The following is a 22,537-nucleotide window of genomic DNA, read 5'->3' as shown; positions in this document are numbered from 1 at the left end:
ATGGGACTGACTTTAACCTCTCGCATCTTGAGCCTTGGCCTGCTAAGCCTGACGCTCAGCGCTGTTGCCAATGGACAGGAAGTGATTGATGATCCCCAGTATGGCCGGGTGCTATATCATTATTTTCAGGGCGATTACCATCAGGCATTAACTCAGATGGCCATTGCCGAAGTGCGCGGCGGTATCAAGCATCAGGGATTGGCGCCGGAGCTGTTAAAGGGCGGGATGAGTCTGGGTTATGGTCTGGAACAGCAGGCCAGCGAGATTTTCCGGCGTTTGCTGGATGATTCGGTACCTGTCGATATTCAGGCTCAGGCCTGGCTACATCTGGCCAGGGTCTATTATCGTAAAAATGAAGTGTCAACGGCGTTACAGATCCTGAATCAAATTCAGCCGCAGCAAGTGCAACTGCTTGGTTCTGCTGCTGGTCAGCAATTTTATTATCTTAAAGCCCAGTTGCAGCTTGCCATTGGTCAGATAGAACCCGCTCAACATACTTTGGCAGAGTTAAAACCGGACAGTATCTATTTTGATTATTTGAGTTACAACCATGCCTTGCAGCTTCAGCATCAGGGCAAAGTGCAATTGGCGATCGACAGTTTAAACCAGCTGCGTGACAAGGCCCCCAGCGGGGTTATTGGCAGTTGGCTGGACGAATGGTTTGGCTGGCAAGCGGTAAAAGCCCTGCCGATAGAACAGGCCGCGTTAAATGACAGAATAAATTTGTCGCTGGCCTATTTTTATCAACAGCAACAACGTCCTACCCAAGCCATAGAGGCCTTTAGTCGTATACGTTTTGATAGCCTCGATACTCACGCCGCGTTGTTGGGCTATGGCTGGGCTGCAGCACAGGATCAGCAATACCAGCTGGCGTTAACCTTATGGAACAAACTGCTGGCACTACCGGATAGCAGCAGTGAACAGCAGGAAGCCTGGCTGGCAGTTGCCTATGCCTACGAGCAGTTATCCGCACCCCAGCAGGCGATGAACGCGCTGCAGCAGGCGATTAGCCAGTTTGAACTGCAACTGCAACAGTTGAATGTGGAACAACGTAATATTCAACAAGGTGATTATTTCGAGCCTTTTGTGCGTCTCTGGCAACCTGAATTTGACGGCCTGTTAAAGGCAGCAGAGGAACGCCGGATTGCTCCCAGTTTGCAGGCTATTTTTAGCTCTGAGCGCTTCAACCAGCAGATCAAGACACTGGCAGAACTACGCACTACCGGGCAACGATTATCCCGCTGGCAGGCACAAATTAAAAACTATCAGTTGATGATTGACGAACGCGAGCAAGTTACCGGGCAGCGAGCCAGGGATCTGAGCCAGAATAAACTGCTGGATAAGTTGGCAGAGTTGTTGGTGCGACGCAATGCGCTCGCCGCCAGGATCAGCGAGATTGAACAAGGCCAGAACAGCGCTGCATTACTTGACAGTAAACAGTTAGCCCAACAGCAGAGGCTGGAAAGAGCGATGCAGCGTTATCAGCGCTTAAGCGCTAAAAAAACGCTACCCTCAAGTTATCAGGAGCGCTTGAAGCGCTTGCAAGGTGTGCTCAGTTGGCAGGCCGACAACCACTATGCGCAAAATTTGTGGAGTGCTAAAAAAGCATTGGCAGAACTGGACAGCAGTATTGAGCAGAGCGTGGAGCAACAGCATTCGCTAAGTCGCTCAATGAACCAGACGCCGTTGTTCAATCAGCAGCGTGAACGGATTTCGACGCTGGGCCAGCATATCAGCCAACTGCAAGTTAAACAGCGGACATTGCAGCAACTGCAGCTTGACCAGATTACCCACACAGCCAGACTGGCCCTGCAGCAGGAATCAGACAAAATCCGCCAGTTGCTGCTGCAAGCGCAGGTAGCGGTGGTGCGATTACAGGATGAAGCCTGGCGCAAAAACAATGCTATCGAACATCTGAATCCTGACAATACCGATGCGCGGGGTAAAGATGAAAGCTAACTTATTATTGCTGTGCGCTGGCTGGCTAGTCACTGCCTGCAGCTGGCATTCGGCAGAGCCGCCCAAGCCTAAAGCCACTCTGGCCAGTGTCCAGTTAAAGATGACAGCGCTGAAACATGATCCTTTGCCAGCATTGTCTTTGCGGGAACTGCGGGACGGCTATGCGCGCTTGCAACAGCAAGTGACGGATCCGGTGCTGGCGCAAAGTATCAGTGTACGCCTGGCAGATTTGGAGATTTTGCTGGCAGAGCAACATCAGGAGCAGGGCACCCCCACACAAAAAGGCAGCGACGGTTATTTTCAACGGGCGATTAACCAGTACCAGTCATTATTGGCTCAACATCCGGATAATCAGCATAGCGCCGAATCCCTTTATCAGTTGGCTAAAGCTTATGAGTTACAGGGCCAGATGGATAACAGTTACCTCACCCTGGACAAGCTGCTGCGTGAATATCCGCATAATGTTTATCAGTCAGAAGTGTATTTCAGAAAGGGCGAGATCCTGTATAACCGCGGTGATTATGACCAGGCCATAGCTGCCTATCAGCAAGTACTGGAGTTGGGAGATAACTCGCCATATTACCTGACGGCGGCTTATATGCTGGGTTGGGCAAATTTCAAGCTGGATCGGCAGCAGCAGGCTCTGGTGGCCTTCACCGCATTGCTGGATTACAGTCTGCCGGATGACAGTTTAGTGGGAGAGGTGGACAGCCAACAGCAAATGGCGCAACTGGGCGCCGGCCAACGACAACTGGTTAATGACACCTTGCGTATTATGGCCCTGCTGTTTTCCTATCAGCAGGGCGCGGCCAGCATAGCCGGTCATTTTGCTTCAGTTGGAGAGCGCCACTACGAATCGCTGCTGTACCAGCAACTGGGTCAGCTGTATCTGAACGATGATCGTTTTCGTGACAGCGCTGATGTGTTTGCCGGATTTGTCCAACAACACCCACAGCACAGTCAGGCACCGCTGTTTTTTGTTAAACAGATTGATACCTATATTTTGGGCAAGTTTCCGACCCTGGTGTTGCCGGCCAAACAGCGATTTGTGCAACTCTATGGCATTCAGGGACCTTATTGGGCCAACTGGCCTATCGAAAGCAAAGATATCGCCGGTCCTTATCTACATCAGTACCTGACAGAACTGGCCCAATATCAGCACAGTCTGGCGCAGGCAAAAAAGCAGATGCTGTCAACGGTTGACAACGAACAACTTAAATTACAGACCCGGCAACAATATGTGCAGGCATTCCGGCAGGCTGCCAGCTGGTATCGCGAGTTTATCCAGACCTTTGCTGACGACGCGCAAACAACAGAAAACTGGTTCTTGCTGGCCGAAGCGTTGTATGAGGCAGGAGACTATTCGCAAGCTATTGATGCTTACGAACATTATGCCTATCAATTACCTCAGGCCAAAAAGGCAGCGGAAGCCGGTTATGCTGCAATACTGGCTTATCAGCAGTGGGGCAGCGTCATCGACGACAGCCAAACAACTGGCTGGCAGGACAAACAGCTGGATAGCCAGATAGCCTTTATTATGAACTTTGGTGAAGATCCACGTGCGGTGGCCGTGTTGCATGATTTGGTGCAGCAATTGTTTTATCTGCAACGTTATCAGCAGGCCGCTTATTATGCACAGATGATGATTGACTGGCTGCCTGCGGTCGAACAGCAGCGTCGTCTGGACAGCACGCTAGTGTTAGCACATAGCCAGTTTGCACTTGAACGTTATGGGCTGGCAGAGGCATCTTATCAGCAAGTATTGGCGTTGTTGCCGTTGTCGGATCCGCGTAAGGCCGATATGTCTGAACGACTGGCCGCCAGTATCTATAAACAGGCTGAAATCAGTCAGCAACAAGGCTATTTTCCGGCCGCCGCCGGACATTTTTTACGTATTGTGCAAACCACCCCGGATACAAGCATACGTGTCACTGCCCAGTACGATTTGGCCAATGCACTGATTGAATTACGTGACTGGTCGCAAGCGGCCAAATGGCTGGAGGATTTCCGCCAGCGTTTTCCTCGTCATCAACTTACTGCCAGCATCGACGATAAGCTGATTGATGTCTATCAGCAGGATCAACAATGGGCTAAAGCCGCGTCCGAGCTGGAAAAAATGTGGCGTGCCAATCAGGATAACGAAACGGGACGCCAGGCCTTGTATGTCGCCGCGCAGTATTATCATCAAATCGGTCAACGCGATAGGGCGCTGCCGCTTTATCGTGAATATGCCCACCGTTATCCGGCACCTCTGGCAGAGGCTAATGAAGCGCGCTGGCAGATGAGTGAATATTATCTAGCCAGTAATGCAGCCAGTAAACGTCGTTACTGGTTGAATAAACTGATCCAGGCTCATGCGCAGGCCGGAAACAGCGCTAGCGAGCGTTCGCGTTATCTGGCGGCCAGGTCGTCGCTGGTATTGGCTGACGACGCGCTGGCGTTGTTCAACAGCATTAAACTGACCTTACCGCTGGACCAAAGTTTGCAGCGCAAAAATAATGCTCTGGATAAAGCATTGGCGGCCTATCAGCAAACGGCCAGCTATAAGGTGGCCGAATTCAGTACCGCAGCCACTTATCATCAGGGCCAGATCTACGCCCGACTGGCAAAAGATTTACTGGCTTCAGAGCGCCCCAAACTGAATGCACTGGAACTGGAACAGTACGGTTTTCTGCTCGAAGAGCAGGCCTATCCTTTTGAAGACAAGGCGATTGAAATAATGGAATTCAATACTCGTCTGAGTTGGCAGGGGATCTATGACCAATGGGTCAAACAGAGTTTTCACGATCTAGAGACATTATTACCCACCCGTTATGCCAAACAGGAACTGATTGAGGAGGTGAGTGATGAGATTTTTTAGCCTGCTATGCAGCTTATTGCTGGTCACTGGTTGTAGCAGTCTGAACTCAGATCCGCATCCGGATAATACTTCGTTAACCGAATCCTTGCCGTTAACACCCAAGCAGCAATTATTGCAGCAGCCGAATTTGTTGATGCTTAATCAACCCCAGGTTGACGGAGCGACTAAAACGCGCTTCCAGCAGGCAATCAGACTGAAAAAAGCTAAACAATTAGACCAGGCTGAGGCTGCGTTGCAACGCCTGTCGGAAACCCACCCCGAGTTGGCATCTGTTTGGATGCATTTGGGTGATATTGCCTTGCTCAATGAACAAACTGATCTGGCCTTGCGTCATTATCAACAGACGATAGCGCTTAGTCCCTATCATTATTTTGCGCATAACAGGTTAGGCTTGTTATTACGCCAACAGGGGCAATTTGATCAGGCTTTGCAACAATATAGTCAGGCAATTGAAGCCTGGCCGGGATTTGCACCCGCTTACCGGAATCGGGCCATTTTGCTGGACTTGTATATGGGCCAAAAACAACGGGCGTTGCAGGATTATCAGACCTATCAGCTACTGGCCGACGATCCGCCCTCGAATTTGAACGGTTGGCTGGTGGATTTGCAGCAGCAAATCGCGGCGCAAACAGGAGAGAGCCTTAATGGCAATTAATCACCAACAGCTTGGATTATCCTTGTGTCTACTACTTTATCCGGCGTTGCTGCTGGCACAAGACAAGCCACAAGGCGGAAATATCCTGAAACTGGACGCCATTATTCGCGGCAGTCAGGAGCAGCCTAAGGTTATGACCATTGTTCCCTGGCAGACACCGACTCCTAAATCGCCTTTTTCCCGCGCTGATTTAACTCCGTTACCGCGCACATTGGCTCCGCTGGAAAGGCGACATTTTTTACGAGAAATTGCCCTGCATGAAAAGTTATCAGGGCAACAGGCCGGGATCCAACCGGCATACCCAAACGAGCCGCAATAAGCGTTATGCTGGCAACCCTATCATCAGGTTTACAAAGGTAACATTATGGATACTTACAACACGATAATCCGGTTCTTTCAGGAAGGTGGCAGTTTTATGTTGCCCATTGCTATTGTGCTGGCCTTGGGGCTGGCGATAGCGCTTGAACGCTGGATGTTTCTGACCGGTGCCAAATTCACCAACAAGAAGGCGTTCAAACAGATTGAACCCTTACTCCAAAATAGCAATTACGACGCGATACTGAAATTTGGCCAGGCCAATCAGGCACCTATTACCCGGATTATCGGTGCCGGTATCGAACGGCTGTCTAACAGTATGCGTCGTGAAGATATCGAATATGCAATGGAGGAGGGCCTGATGGAAGCAACTTCCAGACTGGAAAAGCGTACCTCCTATCTCGCCACGCTGGCTAATATTGCGACATTGCTTGGCCTGTTGGGAACCATTATTGGTCTGATTGCGGCGTTCTCCGCAGTAGCGTCGGCCGATCCGTCCGAAAAAGCCAGTCTGTTATCGCAGAGTATTTCGGTGGCGATGAATACCACCGCCTTTGGCCTGATATCGGCGATTCCGTTACTGGCCTGTCATTCAATCCTGCAAACTAGAACCACCGAAATTATCGACAGTATGGAGATGGCTGGGGTCAAATTTTTGAATTTGCTGGTCAAGCGCAATGATATAACCCCCAAATCGCGAGTAACGGACTAACCCGGAGCATGGCAATGATGCGACGACACAAAAAACTCCGCCAGGACGCCGAACTGGATATCACCTCCTTTCTTAATCTGATGATCGTGCTGGTGCCGGTGTTGTTGATGATGATGGTATTTTCGCGCATTACGGTACTGGAATTACAGTTACCGGAACTCAGTGGTATTGCCAGCCAGGATGCAGAGCAGCTTAAAAATGACCAGCTGGAAGTAGTGGTAAGGCAAAGTGGTTTTGAAGTGTATTTCCCGCAGGGCTATTTGCTGAAAAATTTACCGCTAAAAGATCAACAATATGATTTTGCCCAACTACGCCTGCTGCTCAAGCAAGTCAAGCAAACCTTATTGAATAAGGATATCGATAAAAAACAAATCAATTTATTGCTGGAAGATAATATCGATTATCAAACTATTGTGGCATTGATGGATACCGCCCGTTCATACCCTGAAGTGGTAGCCGCATCGGTGGTCCCAGCCGAATTGTTTCCGGCCATTTCGTTGGGTGATGCGCCACCTGCAAGGGAGGGGTTGTAATGAAAATGTCTGCCCGCGCCTTGCGCATGCAACGTCATCATAAGCGGATGTCACAAGTCTCTAAACTAAGTCTGGTGTCGTTGATGGATATTTTCACCATATTGGTGTTTTTCCTGATGATGAATGCCTCGGAAGTGCAAGTATTGCAAACCCATAAAAGCGTCCAGTTACCGCAGTCCAGTGCCGAAGCAGCTGCGCAGGAAACCTTGCTGTTGATGGTCAACGATCGCGATATTTTATTGCAAGGGCAAAAACTGGCTAGTGTGGAGCAGGTGTTGGCATCTGCTACATCGACTATAGAAGCGCTGGATAAAGAGCTACGTTATCAGGCCAGTCGTAGTCCCGACCTCACCGAACAGCAGCAAGTTCAAGGCCGGGCGATTACCATAATGGGCGATAAGGCCATCCCTTATCAGCTGCTAAGAGCCATTATGCAAACCTGTGCCGCTGCCGGTTACACCAATATTGCCCTGGCGGTGGAACAGGTAGATAACACTACCCCGCTTGAGGTGAGCCAATGAGTGTCGCCACCTTTAATTCGGTATTGCCCTGGTCTGCCAGTACCACAGAAAACCGTCGTTTTAGCCGTATTACCCTGGTTTGTCTGGCAATAACCTTAAGCTTTGCGGCATTGGTAAAATGGCAGGAAGTACCGCCGCTACCTCGCGAAGAAAAAGAAAAGCTGCCACCGCAACTCACCCGTTTTTTGCAGCAAAAAACAATACCACCCAAGGTGATTGAGCCGCCCAAACCGGAACCTGAACCTGAAATTGAAAAGCCGTCAGAAAAACCACCTGCCAAACCGGTAGAAAAACCCAAGGTGATTGCGCCCAAGAAGCCACAGCCGGTAAAAGTGAAACCTGTAGCCAGTGAGGCAGAATTAGCCGAACAGGCGCGTAAAAAAGCCAGTCAAAGTGGCTTGCTGGCTTTTAAGGATCAACTGGCCAATATGCGTGACAGCAGCCAGGTACAGAATAATGCCGCTACTGATTTGGTTAAAGGCGCAGGCCAAACCAGCCAGACTCAGCGTAAATTCATTGGCCAAAAAACGAACACTCGCAGTCAGGGAATTCAAACCGGTAATTTATCTAGCGATATTGGCGCCAAAGGTGAACTGGCGGGTCGTAAAACGACCGAATTCGCCGCGCCGCAGGCCGGTCTGCCTTCTATTGCTCAACAGGAATTGGTGGAACAGATGACCGAAACCGGTGGGCGCAGTGTCGAGTCGATTCGTCAGGTACTGGATGCGAATAAAAGTGCTGTTTACGCTATTTATCGTAAGGCATTGCGTCGTGATGCCAGTTTGCAGGGCAAAGTAACGGTTAAATTGATAATCGACGCTGATGGTTCCGTGTCGGATTGTAAGATTGTATCCAGCGAATTGAATAATCCGGCGCTGGAAGCGCGTTTACTGTCCCGGATCAAAGCAATTAATTTTGGCGTGGATCAGGTTAGCCAAACCGAGCTGGATTACACTTTCAATTTTTTGCCGTTCTAATGCTTTAACCGCAGTCTGCCAGGCCGTTGATCCACTGACCAATGAGTTCCGAGCCCTGTTGATCTACCCGATGGGAACCAATGGGCGGCATCGCATAGGCGTCACGACGACTGATGCGATTGAGTAATACAGAGCGTTGTGCATCACCCGGCGCAATAATTCGTGCATTACTAATGCCCAGTTCGCCACTTTGCGGGGCAATATCACAGCTGTGGGTCTGGGCTAAGGGCAATTCGTAACGCAAGTCCAAATCCACCGCTGTCGGACCATTTTGGCGGTGACAGCCTGCACAATTGCTATGCAAATAGCTCCGCGCCCTGTTATCCAGACTGGCTTGCTGATCGTTGGTACTCACTAGTACCGGCAACTGCTCAGGCGACTGATTTAATGGCTGGTTAAACATACCGATATGGGCAAAGGTGGCCAACTGATTGGCATTGATATTGGTTGACGGATAGAGCATATCGCCGTTCAACTGGGCGGTTTCCAGTCCCAGGGTAAATTCGGCAGCGCTAGTGTGGCAGGTCAGGCACTCGACCTCTGCTGGCAAACGGTATGGCTGATCATCAATAACCAGTGTTTTACCCCCCCGTACCCTATAAGCTTCAGTTTGGCTGGTGTTCCATTCATATAGGTAACCGGCCCACTGACCATTCGTGTGATGCATTAACAGACGTGTTTCTATCCAGCGCTGGTTGAACTGGAAGTGCTTGACCAACACCGACCCAACTGGAAACTGCCACCTCCCCTGTTCTGAAAAATCGATTCGGGATTGGTTAGGCAGTGCGACAAAACGGGACTTGTCGGCACCATCAGACCAGAACGGCATATTAACCTGATAAGGGATCGTACCGTTGGCAGCCTGTGCCGGGTTGGCCATATTCACGCAGCCTGTATCGGACAACTGTTCAGGTATCGGAGAGACTGGATTGCTGTTACCGCTATCTGCATCCAGGCGGTATATTCTGCCGCCGTTCAGATCGGTAAAGTACAGTTCGCCACTGTCGTCCAGTGCAAAACTGCTAATCCCAAAACTGGTATCGACAAGCAGTTTGTTAACCACGGCGTCTTCACCATTGTGCTGTAATGCCCAGATTCGCCCAGAACCATAATCGGCGAAGATATATTGGCCGACCAAAGCCGGTAACGCATTGCCGCGGTAAACATAACCACCGGTAATAGAATTACCCTCACTACGTCCATAAGCGGTAAGGGGGTCTATATAGTTTGCGTTGCAACCGGTTTGATTGAATTCAGCAAAGGCTTCCTTACAACGCCAGCCGTAGTTTCCTCCTAAGTGTATTTTATTCACTTCTTCATAGGCATTCTGGCCTACGTCGGCTAGCCACAGATCGCCGCTGGGCCAATCAAAACTCCAGCGCCAGGGATTACGTAATCCCCAGGCGTAAATTTCCGGACAGGATTGTTGATTACTGCCAGCGCCACACCGCGGATTGTCGGCAAAAGGATTGTTCTGCGGGATCACATAAGGTTGTTGCGGATAACTGACATCAGGATGAAGTACATCAATTCTTAACATTGAGCCGAGTAAATAACGGGTATCCTGCGCGCGGTTATCCGGATCGCCACCGCTGCCCCCATCGCCAAAACCTATATACAGCATGTTGTCAGGCCCAAAAGCAATATCACCACCATTGTGATTGTTGTAGTACTGATCCACATTCAGAATCACTTGTTCGACAGGGTTTTGTGGCGCATTCAGATCATCCAGTTGCCAGCGGGATATCACAGAACGCATGGACGGATTGGAATGGGAGGTGGTGTAACTTAAAAATATTTCGGCGCTTTGCGGATAGTCAGGGTGAAAGGCCATACCCAGCAATCCGCCCTCGGATGCTGTATTTACCAGATCAGACAGATCCATAAAGGTACTGATCTGATCAGGATTGGCAGTTGAAAACACTTTTATTTTGCCGGTTTTTTCTAGTACAAACCAGCGATCGCCAGCGCCAGGTTCCTTTAATAACTTGGTGGGTTGGGATAACAAAGGTAAAGCGTTAAACGCTTCTACCACTTCTACTGATGAAGCTTGAACAGGCGCTTCTGTTGCCAGACATGCACTGTTATCGGGGCGTTGTTCTAAGCCAGATATAAGCTCAACCTGATCGTCATTGACAATAGTTGCGACGGCAATTGCAGTACCTAATGTGGCTCCCTGTGCATTGCTGAGCACCAGCTTGAAAGACTCATCCTGTTCGACTTCTTCATCACCTAACACTTTTACCACAATGTCGGTACGGGTTTGTCCTGCGTTAATGGTGGCTGTGCCGCTGGCTGACTGGTAATCGCTTGCTGCCAGCGCACTATCATCTTCACTGCTGAATTCGACACTGATATTGTTGTTTGTGGCGACCGTAGCGGTTAGGCTAAAAATAAAGTCGGTTTCGCCGTTATTGCCTTCTTGTTGGCTGATATTGGCGACTTGCAATACGGGTAATTCAGGGAGTGGCGGGTTGTCTGTTGCTGAGTCAGATGAGCTACCACCACATGCCTGTAGCAAGGTCGCCAGTAAAAAGACCACTAAAAGTCGTAACATAATTGTCGCCAAAATATCGCCAAAAATAAAAAGTATAGCTATAAAGTTGGCGAAGGGTGGCAGACAACTCGGGAGCAACAAAGATGAAAGTAAAGTCTCTGTTATATGCAGCATTGTTTTGTACTCTAGGCTCAGCCACGGAGCAAGAGGATAGTGGCGTCAGGATAGTGACTCATAAAATAAGCCCCAATTTGTATGTGTTGCTGGGAGGAAACGGCCAAGGCTCTCATGTTGGGGTTAGGATTGGTGAACAAGGCATTATTCTGATTGATAGTATGCTGGAAGAGTCCGGCCACAAACTGTTAACCGCCTTGCGGCAGATCTCCGATAAACCTGTTAGATACCTGATAAACACTCACGATCATTTTGACCATAGTGGCGGCAATGCCCTGTTTGCAGAAGCGGGCGCGACTATTATCGCCCAGCAAAGTGCGCACTATGAACAAGCACTGCCGTTGTTCACGTTTAATGACAAATTCTCCATGCATGACCGGGATCAAAATATCCAGCTGTATCATGTCAGTTCTCATTCTCCCAGTGATATTCTGGTTTATATAAAAGACAGCAACGTGATTTTTATGGGAGATACATTTGCCAATCAGTGGTATCCGGCACTGTTTCACGGCGGGCTGAAAGGGCAGCTCGAAGCGCTGGATTTAGCCTTGTCGATCATTGATGACAACACTATCGTTGTGCCAGGGCACGGTCATATCGACAATAAGGACGGATTGTTGGCTTACCGGAACAATTGTATTTTATGGGTTGAACGTATTATGCAGCTTTATGGTCAGAATATCAGTGTTGAAAATATGCTGCAGGATGACAAGCTTCAACTGATAAAGGCGGATTTTAATCAGAGCCAGCATAATCAGGATAATTTTGATGCCCTGTTTGGTCGGCTGGTGGAAAATACCGTCAAGGCAGAAGTGCAGCTGAACAATCAATCTCTGCCATAATTGGCAGAATGAATCTGGTTGTATAAAGGAGCATTGTGGAGGAAGAGTATGCAAGCACTACCCCATCATTACCGGGTTAATGCCTATGGTGAATTTGACACTAACCTGAAAGTACAGGCTGAAGGGCTACCTGCTATTGAAGTGGCCGGCCCGGTGGAATTTGATGGACCGGGGGACAAATGGTCACCAGAAGCCCTGTTGATGGCAGCGGTGGCAAACTGTTTTATATTATCCTTTCGGGCGGTTGCCAAAGCGTCGGAGTTTAAATGGCTATCTATCGAGTGTGAATCTCAAGGCAAGCTGGATAAAGTCGAGCGGCAAATTCAGTTCACCCATATTAATACTCATGCGAAACTGACGATTGCAAGAGGTGCTGATAGTGATAAAGCCGAGGCATTGCTGAATAAAGCAGAAAGAGTCTGTCTGATTAGCAATTCACTACTGGCAGAAAAGCATCTGCAATTGTCTATTCTTTTCTCTGATTGAGTTTCGGCTATGTTAAATGCAATTCATCATGCGGCGATAATCTGTTCCAATTACCAGCAATCTAAACATTTTTATACCACCATTCTTGGCTTGAAGGTGGTTGCCGAGAATTACCGTGCTGCACGCGATTCCTATAAACTGGATCTGGAGTTGGCCGATGGCAGTCAAATAGAGCTTTTTTCTTTTCCCGAACCACCACCACGTCCTAGCTATCCTGAAGCGATGGGCTTACGCCATCTGGCCTTTGCCGTTGAAGCTATAGCGCCTGTTGTCCAACACCTGGTTGATTCTGGGGTTGAGGTTGAGCCAGTACGAATAGACGAATACACCGGCCAGAAATACACCTTCTTTCAGGATCCTGACGGTTTGCCCCTGGAGCTATACGAACAATAATCCTGGAGTTTAAAATCAACGGGTGGCCCAACTTTCCCTTATCCATCAATGCCAAGAAATTTTCTGACAGCGACCTATGCAAATTTATATTGCTGGTCTAGATTGATTACGGCTTTAACAAACTACAACAACAAGAAGGTCAATCAGATGGATAGAAAATTTGTTACTACCGCACTGGGATACGCGATTTTGGGGTTGCTACTGGGGATTTTTATGGCGATGTCCCACAATCATAGCCAACTGGTCACTCACGCGCATATTCTGCTAATAGGATTTGTGGTGTCCTTTGTTTATGCTGTGTGTCATAAACTGTGGTTGACCGGCCTGGTCTCTAAACTGGTCAGGATACAATATTATGCCCATCAGATTGGCACCCTGCTATTAGTGGTCGGGCTGTTTTTGATGTACGGTGGTCTGGTCGCTGAAGCGATACTCGGTCCGATTTTGGGTATCGGCTCTTTGCTGGTATTGAGTGGCATGATTATGATGAAAGTCATGTTTATCCGGTCTAAGCCTAAAACACTCTAGCCAGATTAAAATCATTCAGTACTTGCCTAAAATGTGGTTCGTGATATTTTTCCAGCCACATTAATTCGGAGAGTTAAACCATGCCAAAGGCAAGTGAAATTAAAAAGAATGCCGCCATTGTTGTTAACGATAAAGTGTTGCTGGTCAAGGATATTAATAAGCTGACCCCCAGTGGACGTGCCGGCGCCAGTCTATATCGTATGCGTTTATATGAAGTGACAACCGGTGCAAAAGTGGATGAGAGTTTTAAAGCCGATGAAATGATTAACTTGGCCGATTTCAGTCGCCGCCAAGTCACTTTTTCCTATATCGACGGCGACGAATACGTATTTATGGATAGTGAGGATTACACTCCTTACAACTTGCATAAAGATACCATTGCCGACGAACTGCTATTTATCACCGAAGAGACCACAGGTTTGCAGGTACTTACTGTTGATGGCGTGGCGGTAGGAATAGAACTGCCTGCCTCAGTAGAGCTGGTTATTGTTGAAACTGATCCTTCTATTAAAGGCGCTTCGGCCAGTGCCCGCACCAAACCTGCAGTATTATCAACCGGCCTGACAGTGCAGGTGCCGGAATATATTTCCAGTGGCGAGAAAATCAAGATAAACACCTCGGAACACAAATTTATTAGCCGCGCCGACAAATAACGTCATTTGAACTAAGAGACGACGATGGTAACGTGGAGGGAAATTGCTATCGTCTTCTGTTGGGGAAAATATGTTAAAAATTGTTGCCTTTGCTGCCAGTAGTAGCCGTCAGTCAATCAATAAAAAGCTGGTTACTTATGCTACCAGCCTGATTGTCAATGCGTCGGTGGAGATTCTGGATCTGAATGATTATGAAATGCCATTGTTTAGTCAGGATCGTGAGAACGAGCTAGGACATCCGCAATTGGCGTATGATTTTCTGGATAAAATTGCCGGTGCGGATGCATTGGTCATATCTTTTGCCGAGCATAACAGTTCTTACAGTGCCGCCTATAAAAGTTTGTTTGACTGGTGCTCGCGCATCAACACCAAAGTGTTTCAGGACAAGCCTATGGTGATGCTGTCCACAGCACCTGGTGCGAGGGGGGGGAAATCCGTTCTGGAACAGGCGTTGAGCTCGGCGCCTCGTTTTACAGGGCAGGTTAAAGCCAGCCTGTCGGTGCCGCATTTCCATGATAACTTTGATGTTGAGCAGGGGGTGTTGACTAATGAAACTCTTCGGCTTGAATTGCTGGCGGCTGTCAACAGTTTGCAATCATCCGACAACTAAAATGAGTGCTATCCATATCCCGCTACAATCCGTTAGAATTCTGTTGTTTTATTCAATATCAAGAAGGTTGATATAATTCATCACGCTTTGGTATTAGCTTACTAAATCAATCGCTTGTATTGTATTTGTTAAAGTTTGGTCGAGCTTTTATTTTAAACATTTATGCACATTTTTGAGAAAACTATGCGTCCACAAATTAAACCAGACAATCCTAATTTTTCTTCCGGCCCCTGTGCCAAAAGGCCGGGATATGATGTCGGCCAACTCGACTTAACCGTGCTGGGACGTTCGCATCGTGCAGCTATTGGAAAGCAGGCATTAAAAAGTGCCTGTGTGGATACTGCGCGCATTCTCGGCTTGCCCAAAGGGTACCGGGTCGCTGTCGTGCCCGCATCGGATACTGGTGCAATGGAAATGGCTATGTGGTCCATGCTGGGCGAACGTCCGGTTGATGTGCTGTACTGGGAATCTTTCGGTAAAGGATGGGCGACCGATATCAACAAACAGCTGAAATTGGAAAATGTACGTACTTTGAGTGCCGATTACGGCCAGATCCCGGATTTGACTCAGGTTAACAGCGACCATGATATCGTTTTTACCTGGAATGGCACCACGTCGGGGGCTTGCGTACCCGATGCCGACTGGATTGATGACAATCGCACCGGATTAACTTTTTGTGATGCGACATCTGCTGTTTTTGCCAAAGCCTTGCCGTGGAAAAAACTCGACGTGGTGACCTACAGCTGGCAAAAAGTGCTCGGCGGTGAAGGTGGTCACGGTATGCTGATCCTCAGCCCTCGAGCGGTTGAAAGGCTGGAAAGTTATACGCCGCCTTGGCCGTTACCGAAAATATTCCGTATGACCAGTGGCGGTAAACTGACCGAAGATTTATTTGTTGGCGCCACAATTAACACACCTTCCATGTTATGCGTGGTGGATTATCTGGATGCATTAAGCTGGGTGGAAAGTATTGGCGGGATTGCGGCCACCGTTAATCGTTGCAATCACAATTTGGCGGTGCTGGAGGCTTTTGTCGCCCAACATGACTGGATTGATTTTTTAGCCAAAGATAAATCTGTGCGTTCCAATACTAGCGTTTGTTTAAGTGTCGACTTAGCTGCCGAACAGGTTAAAACCATGATTAAACTGCTGGAGCAAGAGCAGGTTGCTTACGATATCGGCGCCTATCGTGATGCCCCAGCGGGGTTGCGCATCTGGTGTGGTGCCACGGTGGAAAGCGCCAATATTGAAGCTTTGCTGCCCTGGCTGGAATGGGCTTACGCCGAAGTTAAGTCAAACAATTAACCTTACACAATCAATAGGATGATCATGTTTAAAGTCAAAACCTACAATCAGATATCGGTCAAGGGACTGGAACGTTTTTGTCGTGAAAACTACGAGGTAGGTTCGGATATTGGTCATCCTGATGCGATTCTGTTGCGCAGTCATAAACTGCATAACGAAGTACTGGCAGACTCGGTACTGGCGGTTGCTCGCGCCGGTGCCGGGGTGAACAATGTGCCGGTTGAGGATTACAGCAAAAAAGGCATAGTGGTGTTTAACACCCCCGGAGCCAATGCCAATGCGGTAAAGGAACTGGTGCTGGCCGGATTACTGCTGGGTTCACGCGGTATCAAGGAGGGGATTGATCATGTCAAGACCTTGGCCGATATCGATGATGCAGCAGAGTTGCATAAATTGCTCGAAGCCCAGAAAAAACAGTTTGCCGGACAAGAACTGATGGGCAAAACGCTTGGCATAGTCGGTTTGGGCGCTATCGGATCGCTGGTGGCGGATATGGCGCTGGCGTTGGGGATGAACGTGATAGGTTACGATCCGGCCTTGTCAATTGAAGCGGCATGGCGTTTGTCCAGTGATGTGCAAAAGGCTGAGAACTTGTCTTCGCTGTTATCCCGCTGCGATTATGTCAGCTTGCATGTGCCAGCGATTGAGGCGACCAAACACCTGATTAATCGTGAAGCTCTGCAACAAGTCAAAAAAGGTATGACATTAGTCAATTTTGCCCGCGAGACAATTGTTGATCCGCAGGCGATAGTCGAAGGTCTGGATAAGGGACAATTAAAAGCCTATATCTGTGATTTCCCGGAGCCCTGCTTTTTTGGTCGGGGTGATGTGATTGCCATGCCACATATTGGCGCGTCCACTGCCGAAGCCGAAGACAATTGCGCAATAATGGCAGCCAATCAGATCATCGATTATCTGGAGAACGGTAATATTAAAAACTCGGTGAACTTTCCGGCGGTAAGTATGGCGCGCTGCGAAGGTCAGCGGATTATCTTTTCCAATGAAAATGTGCCTAAAGTCCTGGGTAACGTTTTGTCGGTGCTGGCAGATAACAATGTCAACGTACTGGATATGGTTAACCGTAGCCGGGGCGATTTGGCCTATAACATTCTGGATGTTGAACAAATGGATAATGGCACGGTGATCGAGGCGATCCGCCAAGTTCAGCATGTTATTGCGGTGCGTTTGATTAATTAACCTGAGGCTCTCCTGTAAATACAATTAAACTGGCCGGGCTAATTGTGTTCTTGCAACAGTCCAAGTAGAATCCGCCGCGGAGTTGGCCAAGACAATCGCCGCCCTATTGCCGCAAGGTTTTTAGGGGAGAGGAAAGTCCGGGCTCCACAGGGCAGGGTGCCAGATAACGTCTGGGCGGCGTGAGCCGACGACAAGTGCAGCAGAGAGAAGACCGCCTAAGCGCGCAAGCGCCGGTAAGGGTGAAAGGGTGCGGTAAGAGCGCACCGCACCGCTGGTAACAGTTGGTGGCAAGGTAAACTCCACCCGGAGCAAGACCAAATAGGCCTCCATTACGTACGGCCCGTACGGGAGGCGGGTAGGTTGCTTGAGCCAGTGAGTGATTGCTGGCCTAGATGAATGATTGTCCCTTTTTGTTTTCGGACAGAAAGTACAGAACCCGGCTTATCGGCCAACTCCACATTTTTAAAGGATTTTGGTACAGACCATCGTTTGTATTCAGCCTTATTTTTAGCATAAGATTAGCAACGGAAGTCGGCCTTTTTGCTGATATTTTTAGCCACTTTTATTATCCACTGTAGTCCGGTTGATGATGTAAAAAAAGCAATAAAAAAGGTTGCCAACTTATATCAGGGTGGGACCTCCAATATAAGCTTTAGCTGGCAACCAAAACTGAAAAACGTTGAGTTCTGTCAGGGCGGCTGATTGGGTACCCTGACAGACAAATCATATAAATTCCTTTCTATTCATCCGCTACGCGTAAACAGTACATCGGAGGGCGAGTAATATATTCGCGCAATGGCAGATAAGTGGCCAACCAGGTCACTATTGTGATAATGCTGGCGGCAATCACTATCACTAGCAAGGATTGCAGACTGACAAGTGTCATCATATCCTGCGCATAGATATAGCTGCCCACAATTAACAGCAGCATACCCGTTGCGCCACCAATCATTACGGCATGTAAATTATCCATTAACATCATCCAGGTAATACCTTTAGAGGTTGCGCCTAGTGCCGCGCGGGTTCCAATTTCACGTTTACGTAACCGGGCGCTGTAGCTAAACATGCCATACATGCCCACACTGGCTAAAAATATGGTGAATAAGGCAATAATTCCGGTGACGTAGGAGATCGCTGTATCGGTAAACACCAGCTTGTCTTTTTCGCCCTGCAAGGAGAGGTATTTCATAATGGTCCAGCGAGGATCCTTGCTTTTTAGTAACCGAACAATCTGCTCACGGCTAAGATATTGGCCGGGTTTAAACTGAAATAGAAAGTGGGTTCGTTGTGCCAGCATTGGAAAGTAAGCTCTGGGCTGAACACTTTGTTCACCGGGTAGTCGTACTGCTTTCACTATGCCTTTCACTGTCCCTATTGGCAGCATTTTATCTATCAGTGATTCGCCATCGGTGCTTAACAATTTGGCAAGCTGGTCATTAATAATGACCTGGCGTTGCTGATAGTCTGGGAGCAGATTTTGATTAGCTTCCTCTGTAGGGGTTGTCCAGATATAGTCCGATACAGTATAAAAATTACCGGCTAATAATGGCTGGTCAAGGATCTCGAAATAATCATTACCAGCGGCTAATAAAGCGGTACGGATTTGTTGATTTTGATAAGTAAACTCGGTTTGACTGCCATATTGCCATTGAAATGAGGTGGACTGAGCCACCTTTTCTACTTCAGGTTGTTGTCCAAATAGCTGTACCAGTTCCTGATTAAAGGGAACAACTTCGCTTTCTGGGGGACGCTGGCGGCCATCAAAGGATAGAGTTAGTGAATAACGGTCGTTCAGGTTGATATCAGTTGGTGTAGTGATCACTTTATAACTGTTATAAAACAGATTCAGCGTAACGACCAGTAACGCGGTAACACTGGCAACCTGAACTGAGGTAAGAATTAAACGGCTACGTTTAGTGACCTGTACACCGGTGCCCTTACCGCTGGTGATTAATGATCGATTTAGCTCAACATAATTGACTTTGCGAGTACCCAGCCAGGCAAATAATAACGACATCAGTATTAGCAATAGTGCTGCAAGCAGATAGGTAAACCAACCTAGATCCAGCTCAACTGTTCTGGGTAATTCACCCGATAAAAACAGTTTCACCGTAAATAACCCCAACTGCGACAGGCCCACCGCCAATAGCAGAGCGGCCGCCATGAGAATTACCATTTCTGACAGTACCGAGGTGAAAATCTGCTTTTTTCTGGCACCAACAGCAGCCTGTACCGCCAGGTTAAACTGCAATTCGGATAAGCGTGAATAGAACAGGTTGGTGATATTGGTGATGGCAATTAATAACAAACCTACCGCGCCGGCGATTAACATATACAGGGTAAACTGCTGATTTACCAATAAAAAATCTTTTATATGGGTTGACTGCGCATTTACAGCGGCCTGCGCCATTTGTTGCGGAGCATTTTCCTGCCAGTCGATCTTTAGTTGACGAGAAAGTTCATTGCTGGTGGCAGTTGCTGTTTCACCTCCTTTAAGGAGACCTATAACAAATACTTTACGCTCGGTGTAGTTGTTAACCCAGGGGTCAAGATGTTGCCCGATATATTTGCTGGCCAGAAAGTTAAATCCCCAAGGTAGCCATAGTTCTGGAGAAACACCGGTATTGGCCAATTGTGGTGGGATATGTTCCTTGGCTACCACCCCGATAATGTTAAAGGTTGAGCCGCTAAAGGTAACGGTTTTGGACAATATATCTTCACTGCCGGCAAATTCTTTTTGCCACAGTTCATAACTGATGACAGCGACAGGGTTACGTATATTAATGGCTTCGGTTGGGCCAAAAGCACGGCCCCGGATTATTTTGGCCCCCCAGATGTCAAACCATTCCGGGGATACGTAGGCCAAATTGATGTTACGTGCCGACGGAGAATTAACCAGGATGTCCGAACCAAATACCGCCATGGCGGTTTGCTCAAAGTTGTCCTTGCTTTGATACAGACTCATCAGCGCGCCGACATTATTAAACTCGTAGATAAAGTCGCGATTCGGTACCTTGACGCTGCCTTGCATATCGACCAGTACGAGTCTGTCCTGTTCGGGATAGGGTAAAGGTTTAAGCACCAGCACATAGTAAAGGGTTAGAGTGGTTAGCAAGGCACCTAGCGCCAGTCCCATTGTCAGTACCACACTGGTGACCAGTCCAGTTTTGCGTTTCAGGGTTTGTGCCGCCTGATACAACTGATAGAGAAATAGCCTCATGCGTTTTCTCCGCTTGGTGCATGCAGCAGGGTGCCATCCAGCATTTGCAGTTTGCGTTTGGCCATATCGGCATAGCGCGAATCGTGGGTGACCAGGCAAATTGTCGTACCCTGCAAGTTGAGTTCGCTCAACAGCTCCATCACCTGATTGCCGGATTGCGAATCCAGATTACCGGTCGGCTCATCTACCAGTAACACTTTAGGATCGGCCACCAGTGCGCGAGCAATGGCGACACGCTGTTGCTGCCCGCCAGATAATTGTGCCGGTTTATGCGATTCCCGGTGAGATAAACCCACTTTGGCCAGGCAACTTTTGGCCTGCTGATACATTTGCTCATTGCTGACCGGTTTGGCAGCATAACGTAGCGGTAACATCACATTATCCAGTACCGATATTTCATCAATTAAATTAAACGACTGGAAAATAAAGCCAAGCTTGTGATTACGTATCAGCGCAGTTTGATCCAGAGAAATAGCAGCCATATTCTGACCATCCAGTTGATACTCGCCAGCGCTGATGGAGTCGAGCAGCCCCAGTATCGACAATAAGGTTGATTTACCGCAGCCGGAGGGGCCGGTAATGGCGACGTAATCTCCGGGCATGATGTCCAGAGAGATATCTCTTAGGGCATGGGTTTCCATGGTGTCGGTTTCAAATACTTTTGACACATTGCGTAATGATATTTGTGCTGTGGTCATAATCATTTCCTATTTATATAATCGAAATGGAATCGTTATTCAGATAAGTTAAATCGGAAATGATCAAGCGTTCTCCTGCCTCTGCACCTTGCAGGATTTCTACTTGATTACTGCTCATTTCACCCAGGGTTAACTGAATCCGTGTTGCTTGTTTGTAGTCATCGCTTAGCCGATACAAATAAATATTGCTGTTGTCAGACAGGTTGGCCGGGCGTTTTACATACAAGGTGTTATCGATGGTTTTGGTGATAATTTCGGCACTAACGTCCTGATTTGGTTTGACGCTTGCCGGTAACGTCTGGTCAATGGCCACATCGACGCTTATCATTTTTTCTTTGACCATTGGATCGATGCGCAAAACATGCCCTTTAAAACTGTCGGGCCAAATCTTGATACTTACCGGATTACCGGGCTGGATATGGGTTGCCTGCACCTGGGATATCTGGATTCGGGCAATGAGATTATCAATCCGTCCAACCGAGGCGACTTCCATGCCGGTGCTGACACTTTCACCCAATTCTACCGGCAGGGTTTGCAGGATGCCTGCCTGCCCGGCCTTAACATTCATGTCCTCTACCATTTTCTTTACGTTATCGTAGTTGTCCTGTTGCTGGGCCACTTTAAGATCCTGGATATTCAGTGACTCGGCGTGGATTTCTTTTAACTGGGTAATGCGTGATTGCGCCAGTGAAATACTGTTAGCGAGCTGTTTTTCCTGTAACTCAGTTTCAATAAATTCCAGTTTGGAAATAATGCCCTGTTGTTGTAATTGCTGTTTGGATTTGCGCTTCAGACTGGCAATTTCCAGTTCCGATTGCAGTTCTATAAGGTTGGAGTTTTCGGTGAGCATTTCGCGTTTTTGTTCGACCCGCAGCTTTCTCAGGTTAGCCTGCTCGGAGGCCAAATTTTGCTGTTCGGTTTTCAGTCGCTGTTCCAGTTCGGGATTAGACAAGCGCAATATTACCGTGTCAGCTGTGACGCGATCCCCCGGCTTCTGTAAAATCTCAGTGACAATCCCGGCATTCACTGCTGTTAGCAGTTGGCGTTGCTCGGAATAAAGCTCACCAAAACCATCTACCTTAAGTTGCAATTCGCCTTGTTTTACCTCACCAATCAGAATATCGGCGCGAGAGATTTCGACCTGATGAACAGCACTTTTAACGAGTCCCGCGAGTAAAACTACTCCGGCTATAGTCGCCAATACTACCAGCATCAGTCGGTTTTTCGGCATGGCTAAGCCGGACGGTGATTGTTTTATTTTATCCATTGCTGCGTTTCTGAATAAGCTAAAAGTAGATTTGTTGGTAATGCTATAGCTAATAGTGTGCCAATTAAATTTTACTTTAAATTCAATGAGTTAGTTTTATTTCAGACGAGATTAAGCAGAATTATTCCCAATTCC

At 48.1% G+C, this 22,537-nt stretch carries 20 protein-coding genes and 1 other RNA gene; 17 read left to right on the top strand and 4 right to left on the bottom strand.

All coding sequences use genetic code 11. The features are described from left to right. From V1467_RS16965 to V1467_RS16930, 8 genes are read left to right on the top strand one after another with little or no spacing between them, the layout of a single operon-like run. Positions 1-1,959, top strand: coding sequence for a tetratricopeptide repeat protein (locus V1467_RS16965; protein ID WP_416306157.1), 1,959 nt, complete (start codon positions 1-3; stop codon positions 1,957-1,959). After that, positions 1,949-4,819 carry a tetratricopeptide repeat protein gene (locus V1467_RS16960; protein ID WP_416306156.1) on the top strand — a complete coding sequence of 957 codons (2,871 nt, stop codon included), beginning with the start codon at positions 1,949-1,951 and terminating at the stop codon, positions 4,817-4,819. The genes V1467_RS16965 and V1467_RS16960 overlap by 11 nt, the downstream gene beginning before the upstream one ends. Further along, positions 4,806-5,474: a tetratricopeptide repeat protein gene (locus V1467_RS16955; RefSeq protein ID WP_416306155.1), complete on the top strand. Its 669-nt coding sequence runs from the start codon at positions 4,806-4,808 to the stop codon at positions 5,472-5,474. Before V1467_RS16960 ends, V1467_RS16955 begins: the two co-directional genes overlap by 14 nt. Then, positions 5,464-5,793 carry a hypothetical protein gene (locus tag V1467_RS16950; protein ID WP_416306154.1) on the top strand — a complete coding sequence of 110 codons (330 nt, stop codon included), beginning with the start codon at positions 5,464-5,466 and terminating at the stop codon, positions 5,791-5,793. Before V1467_RS16955 ends, V1467_RS16950 begins: the two co-directional genes overlap by 11 nt. Before the next feature lie 45 nt (positions 5,794-5,838). Continuing rightward, a complete protein-coding gene (locus V1467_RS16945) occupies positions 5,839-6,501 on the top strand; it encodes a MotA/TolQ/ExbB proton channel family protein (RefSeq protein WP_416306153.1) in 663 nt (220 codons plus the stop codon). A 14-nt stretch (positions 6,502-6,515) separates the two neighbouring features. Then, entirely contained in the window at positions 6,516-7,034 is a 519-nt protein-coding gene (locus V1467_RS16940; protein WP_416306152.1) for an ExbD/TolR family protein, read from the top strand. Continuing rightward, the gene (locus V1467_RS16935) at positions 7,034-7,555 is read left to right on the top strand and encodes an ExbD/TolR family protein (RefSeq protein ID WP_416306151.1); all 522 of its coding nucleotides are present in this window, start codon (positions 7,034-7,036) and stop codon (positions 7,553-7,555) included. The genes V1467_RS16940 and V1467_RS16935 overlap by 1 nt, the downstream gene beginning before the upstream one ends. Then, positions 7,552-8,532 (top strand): TonB family protein, encoded by a 981-nt coding sequence (locus V1467_RS16930; RefSeq protein WP_416306150.1) that lies wholly within the window; start codon positions 7,552-7,554, stop codon positions 8,530-8,532. The genes V1467_RS16935 and V1467_RS16930 overlap by 4 nt, the downstream gene beginning before the upstream one ends. 4 nt (positions 8,533-8,536) lie before the next feature. On the opposite strand, the gene V1467_RS16925 is transcribed toward V1467_RS16930, so the two are convergent. Beyond that, a complete protein-coding gene (locus tag V1467_RS16925) occupies positions 8,537-11,089 on the bottom strand; it encodes a PQQ-dependent sugar dehydrogenase (RefSeq protein ID WP_416306149.1) in 2,553 nt (850 codons plus the stop codon). An 83-nt stretch (positions 11,090-11,172) separates the two neighbouring features. Between V1467_RS16925 and V1467_RS16920 the strand changes: the two genes are divergently transcribed. From V1467_RS16920 to rnpB, 9 genes are all read left to right on the top strand, one after another. Then, positions 11,173-12,045, top strand: coding sequence for an MBL fold metallo-hydrolase (locus V1467_RS16920; protein WP_416306148.1), 873 nt, complete (start codon positions 11,173-11,175; stop codon positions 12,043-12,045). Positions 12,046-12,093: 48 nt separating this feature from the next. Further along, positions 12,094-12,531, top strand: coding sequence for an OsmC family protein (locus tag V1467_RS16915; protein WP_416306147.1), 438 nt, complete (start codon positions 12,094-12,096; stop codon positions 12,529-12,531). A gap of 9 nt (positions 12,532-12,540) precedes the next feature. Then, on the top strand, positions 12,541-12,924 hold the full coding sequence (locus V1467_RS16910; RefSeq protein ID WP_416306146.1) for a VOC family protein: 384 nt from the start codon (positions 12,541-12,543) through the stop codon (positions 12,922-12,924). Between the two features lie 147 nt (positions 12,925-13,071). Continuing rightward, positions 13,072-13,452, top strand: a complete 381-nt coding sequence (locus V1467_RS16905) for a TonB-dependent receptor (RefSeq protein WP_416306145.1) — start codon at positions 13,072-13,074, stop codon at positions 13,450-13,452. 80 nt (positions 13,453-13,532) lie between these two features. Then, complete coding sequence (gene yeiP / locus V1467_RS16900; RefSeq protein ID WP_416306144.1) at positions 13,533-14,105, top strand: elongation factor P-like protein YeiP; 573 nt, start codon at positions 13,533-13,535, stop codon at positions 14,103-14,105. A 70-nt stretch (positions 14,106-14,175) separates the two neighbouring features. Further along, positions 14,176-14,715: an NADPH-dependent FMN reductase gene (locus V1467_RS16895; RefSeq protein WP_416306143.1), complete on the top strand. Its 540-nt coding sequence runs from the start codon at positions 14,176-14,178 to the stop codon at positions 14,713-14,715. Between the two features lie 183 nt (positions 14,716-14,898). Next, positions 14,899-16,020 carry a phosphoserine transaminase gene (locus tag V1467_RS16890; RefSeq protein WP_416306142.1) on the top strand — a complete coding sequence of 374 codons (1,122 nt, stop codon included), beginning with the start codon at positions 14,899-14,901 and terminating at the stop codon, positions 16,018-16,020. 24 nt (positions 16,021-16,044) lie between these two features. Then, the gene (locus tag V1467_RS16885; protein WP_416306141.1) at positions 16,045-17,217 is read left to right on the top strand and encodes a phosphoglycerate dehydrogenase; all 1,173 of its coding nucleotides are present in this window, start codon (positions 16,045-16,047) and stop codon (positions 17,215-17,217) included. A 78-nt stretch (positions 17,218-17,295) separates the two neighbouring features. Then, an RNA gene (rnpB, locus tag V1467_RS16880) (RNase P RNA component class A) lies at positions 17,296-17,677 on the top strand. Positions 17,678-17,956: 279 nt separating this feature from the next. Here the strand turns inward: rnpB and V1467_RS16875 are convergent. Genes V1467_RS16875 through V1467_RS16865 form a run of 3 tightly spaced genes read right to left on the bottom strand, consistent with a single transcriptional unit; the run spans position 17,957 to position 22,402 of the window. Beyond that, positions 17,957-20,437: an ABC transporter permease gene (locus V1467_RS16875; RefSeq protein WP_416306140.1), complete on the bottom strand. Its 2,481-nt coding sequence runs from the start codon at positions 20,435-20,437 to the stop codon at positions 17,957-17,959. Further along, complete coding sequence (locus tag V1467_RS16870) at positions 20,434-21,135, bottom strand: ABC transporter ATP-binding protein (protein WP_416306139.1); 702 nt, start codon at positions 21,133-21,135, stop codon at positions 20,434-20,436. Before V1467_RS16870 ends, V1467_RS16875 begins: the two co-directional genes overlap by 4 nt. A 13-nt stretch (positions 21,136-21,148) precedes the next feature. Beyond that, positions 21,149-22,402, bottom strand: coding sequence for an efflux RND transporter periplasmic adaptor subunit (locus V1467_RS16865; RefSeq protein ID WP_416306138.1), 1,254 nt, complete (start codon positions 22,400-22,402; stop codon positions 21,149-21,151). Between the last annotated feature and the right edge of the window lie 135 nt (positions 22,403-22,537).

Origin of the sequence: Neptunicella plasticusilytica (assembly GCF_047922965.1) — a bacterium.
Lineage (GTDB): Bacteria > Pseudomonadota > Gammaproteobacteria > Enterobacterales > Alteromonadaceae > Neptunicella > Neptunicella plasticusilytica.
The sequence above is the reverse complement of the archived record's forward strand: the minus strand, read 5'-3'. Positions and strand labels throughout refer to the sequence as shown.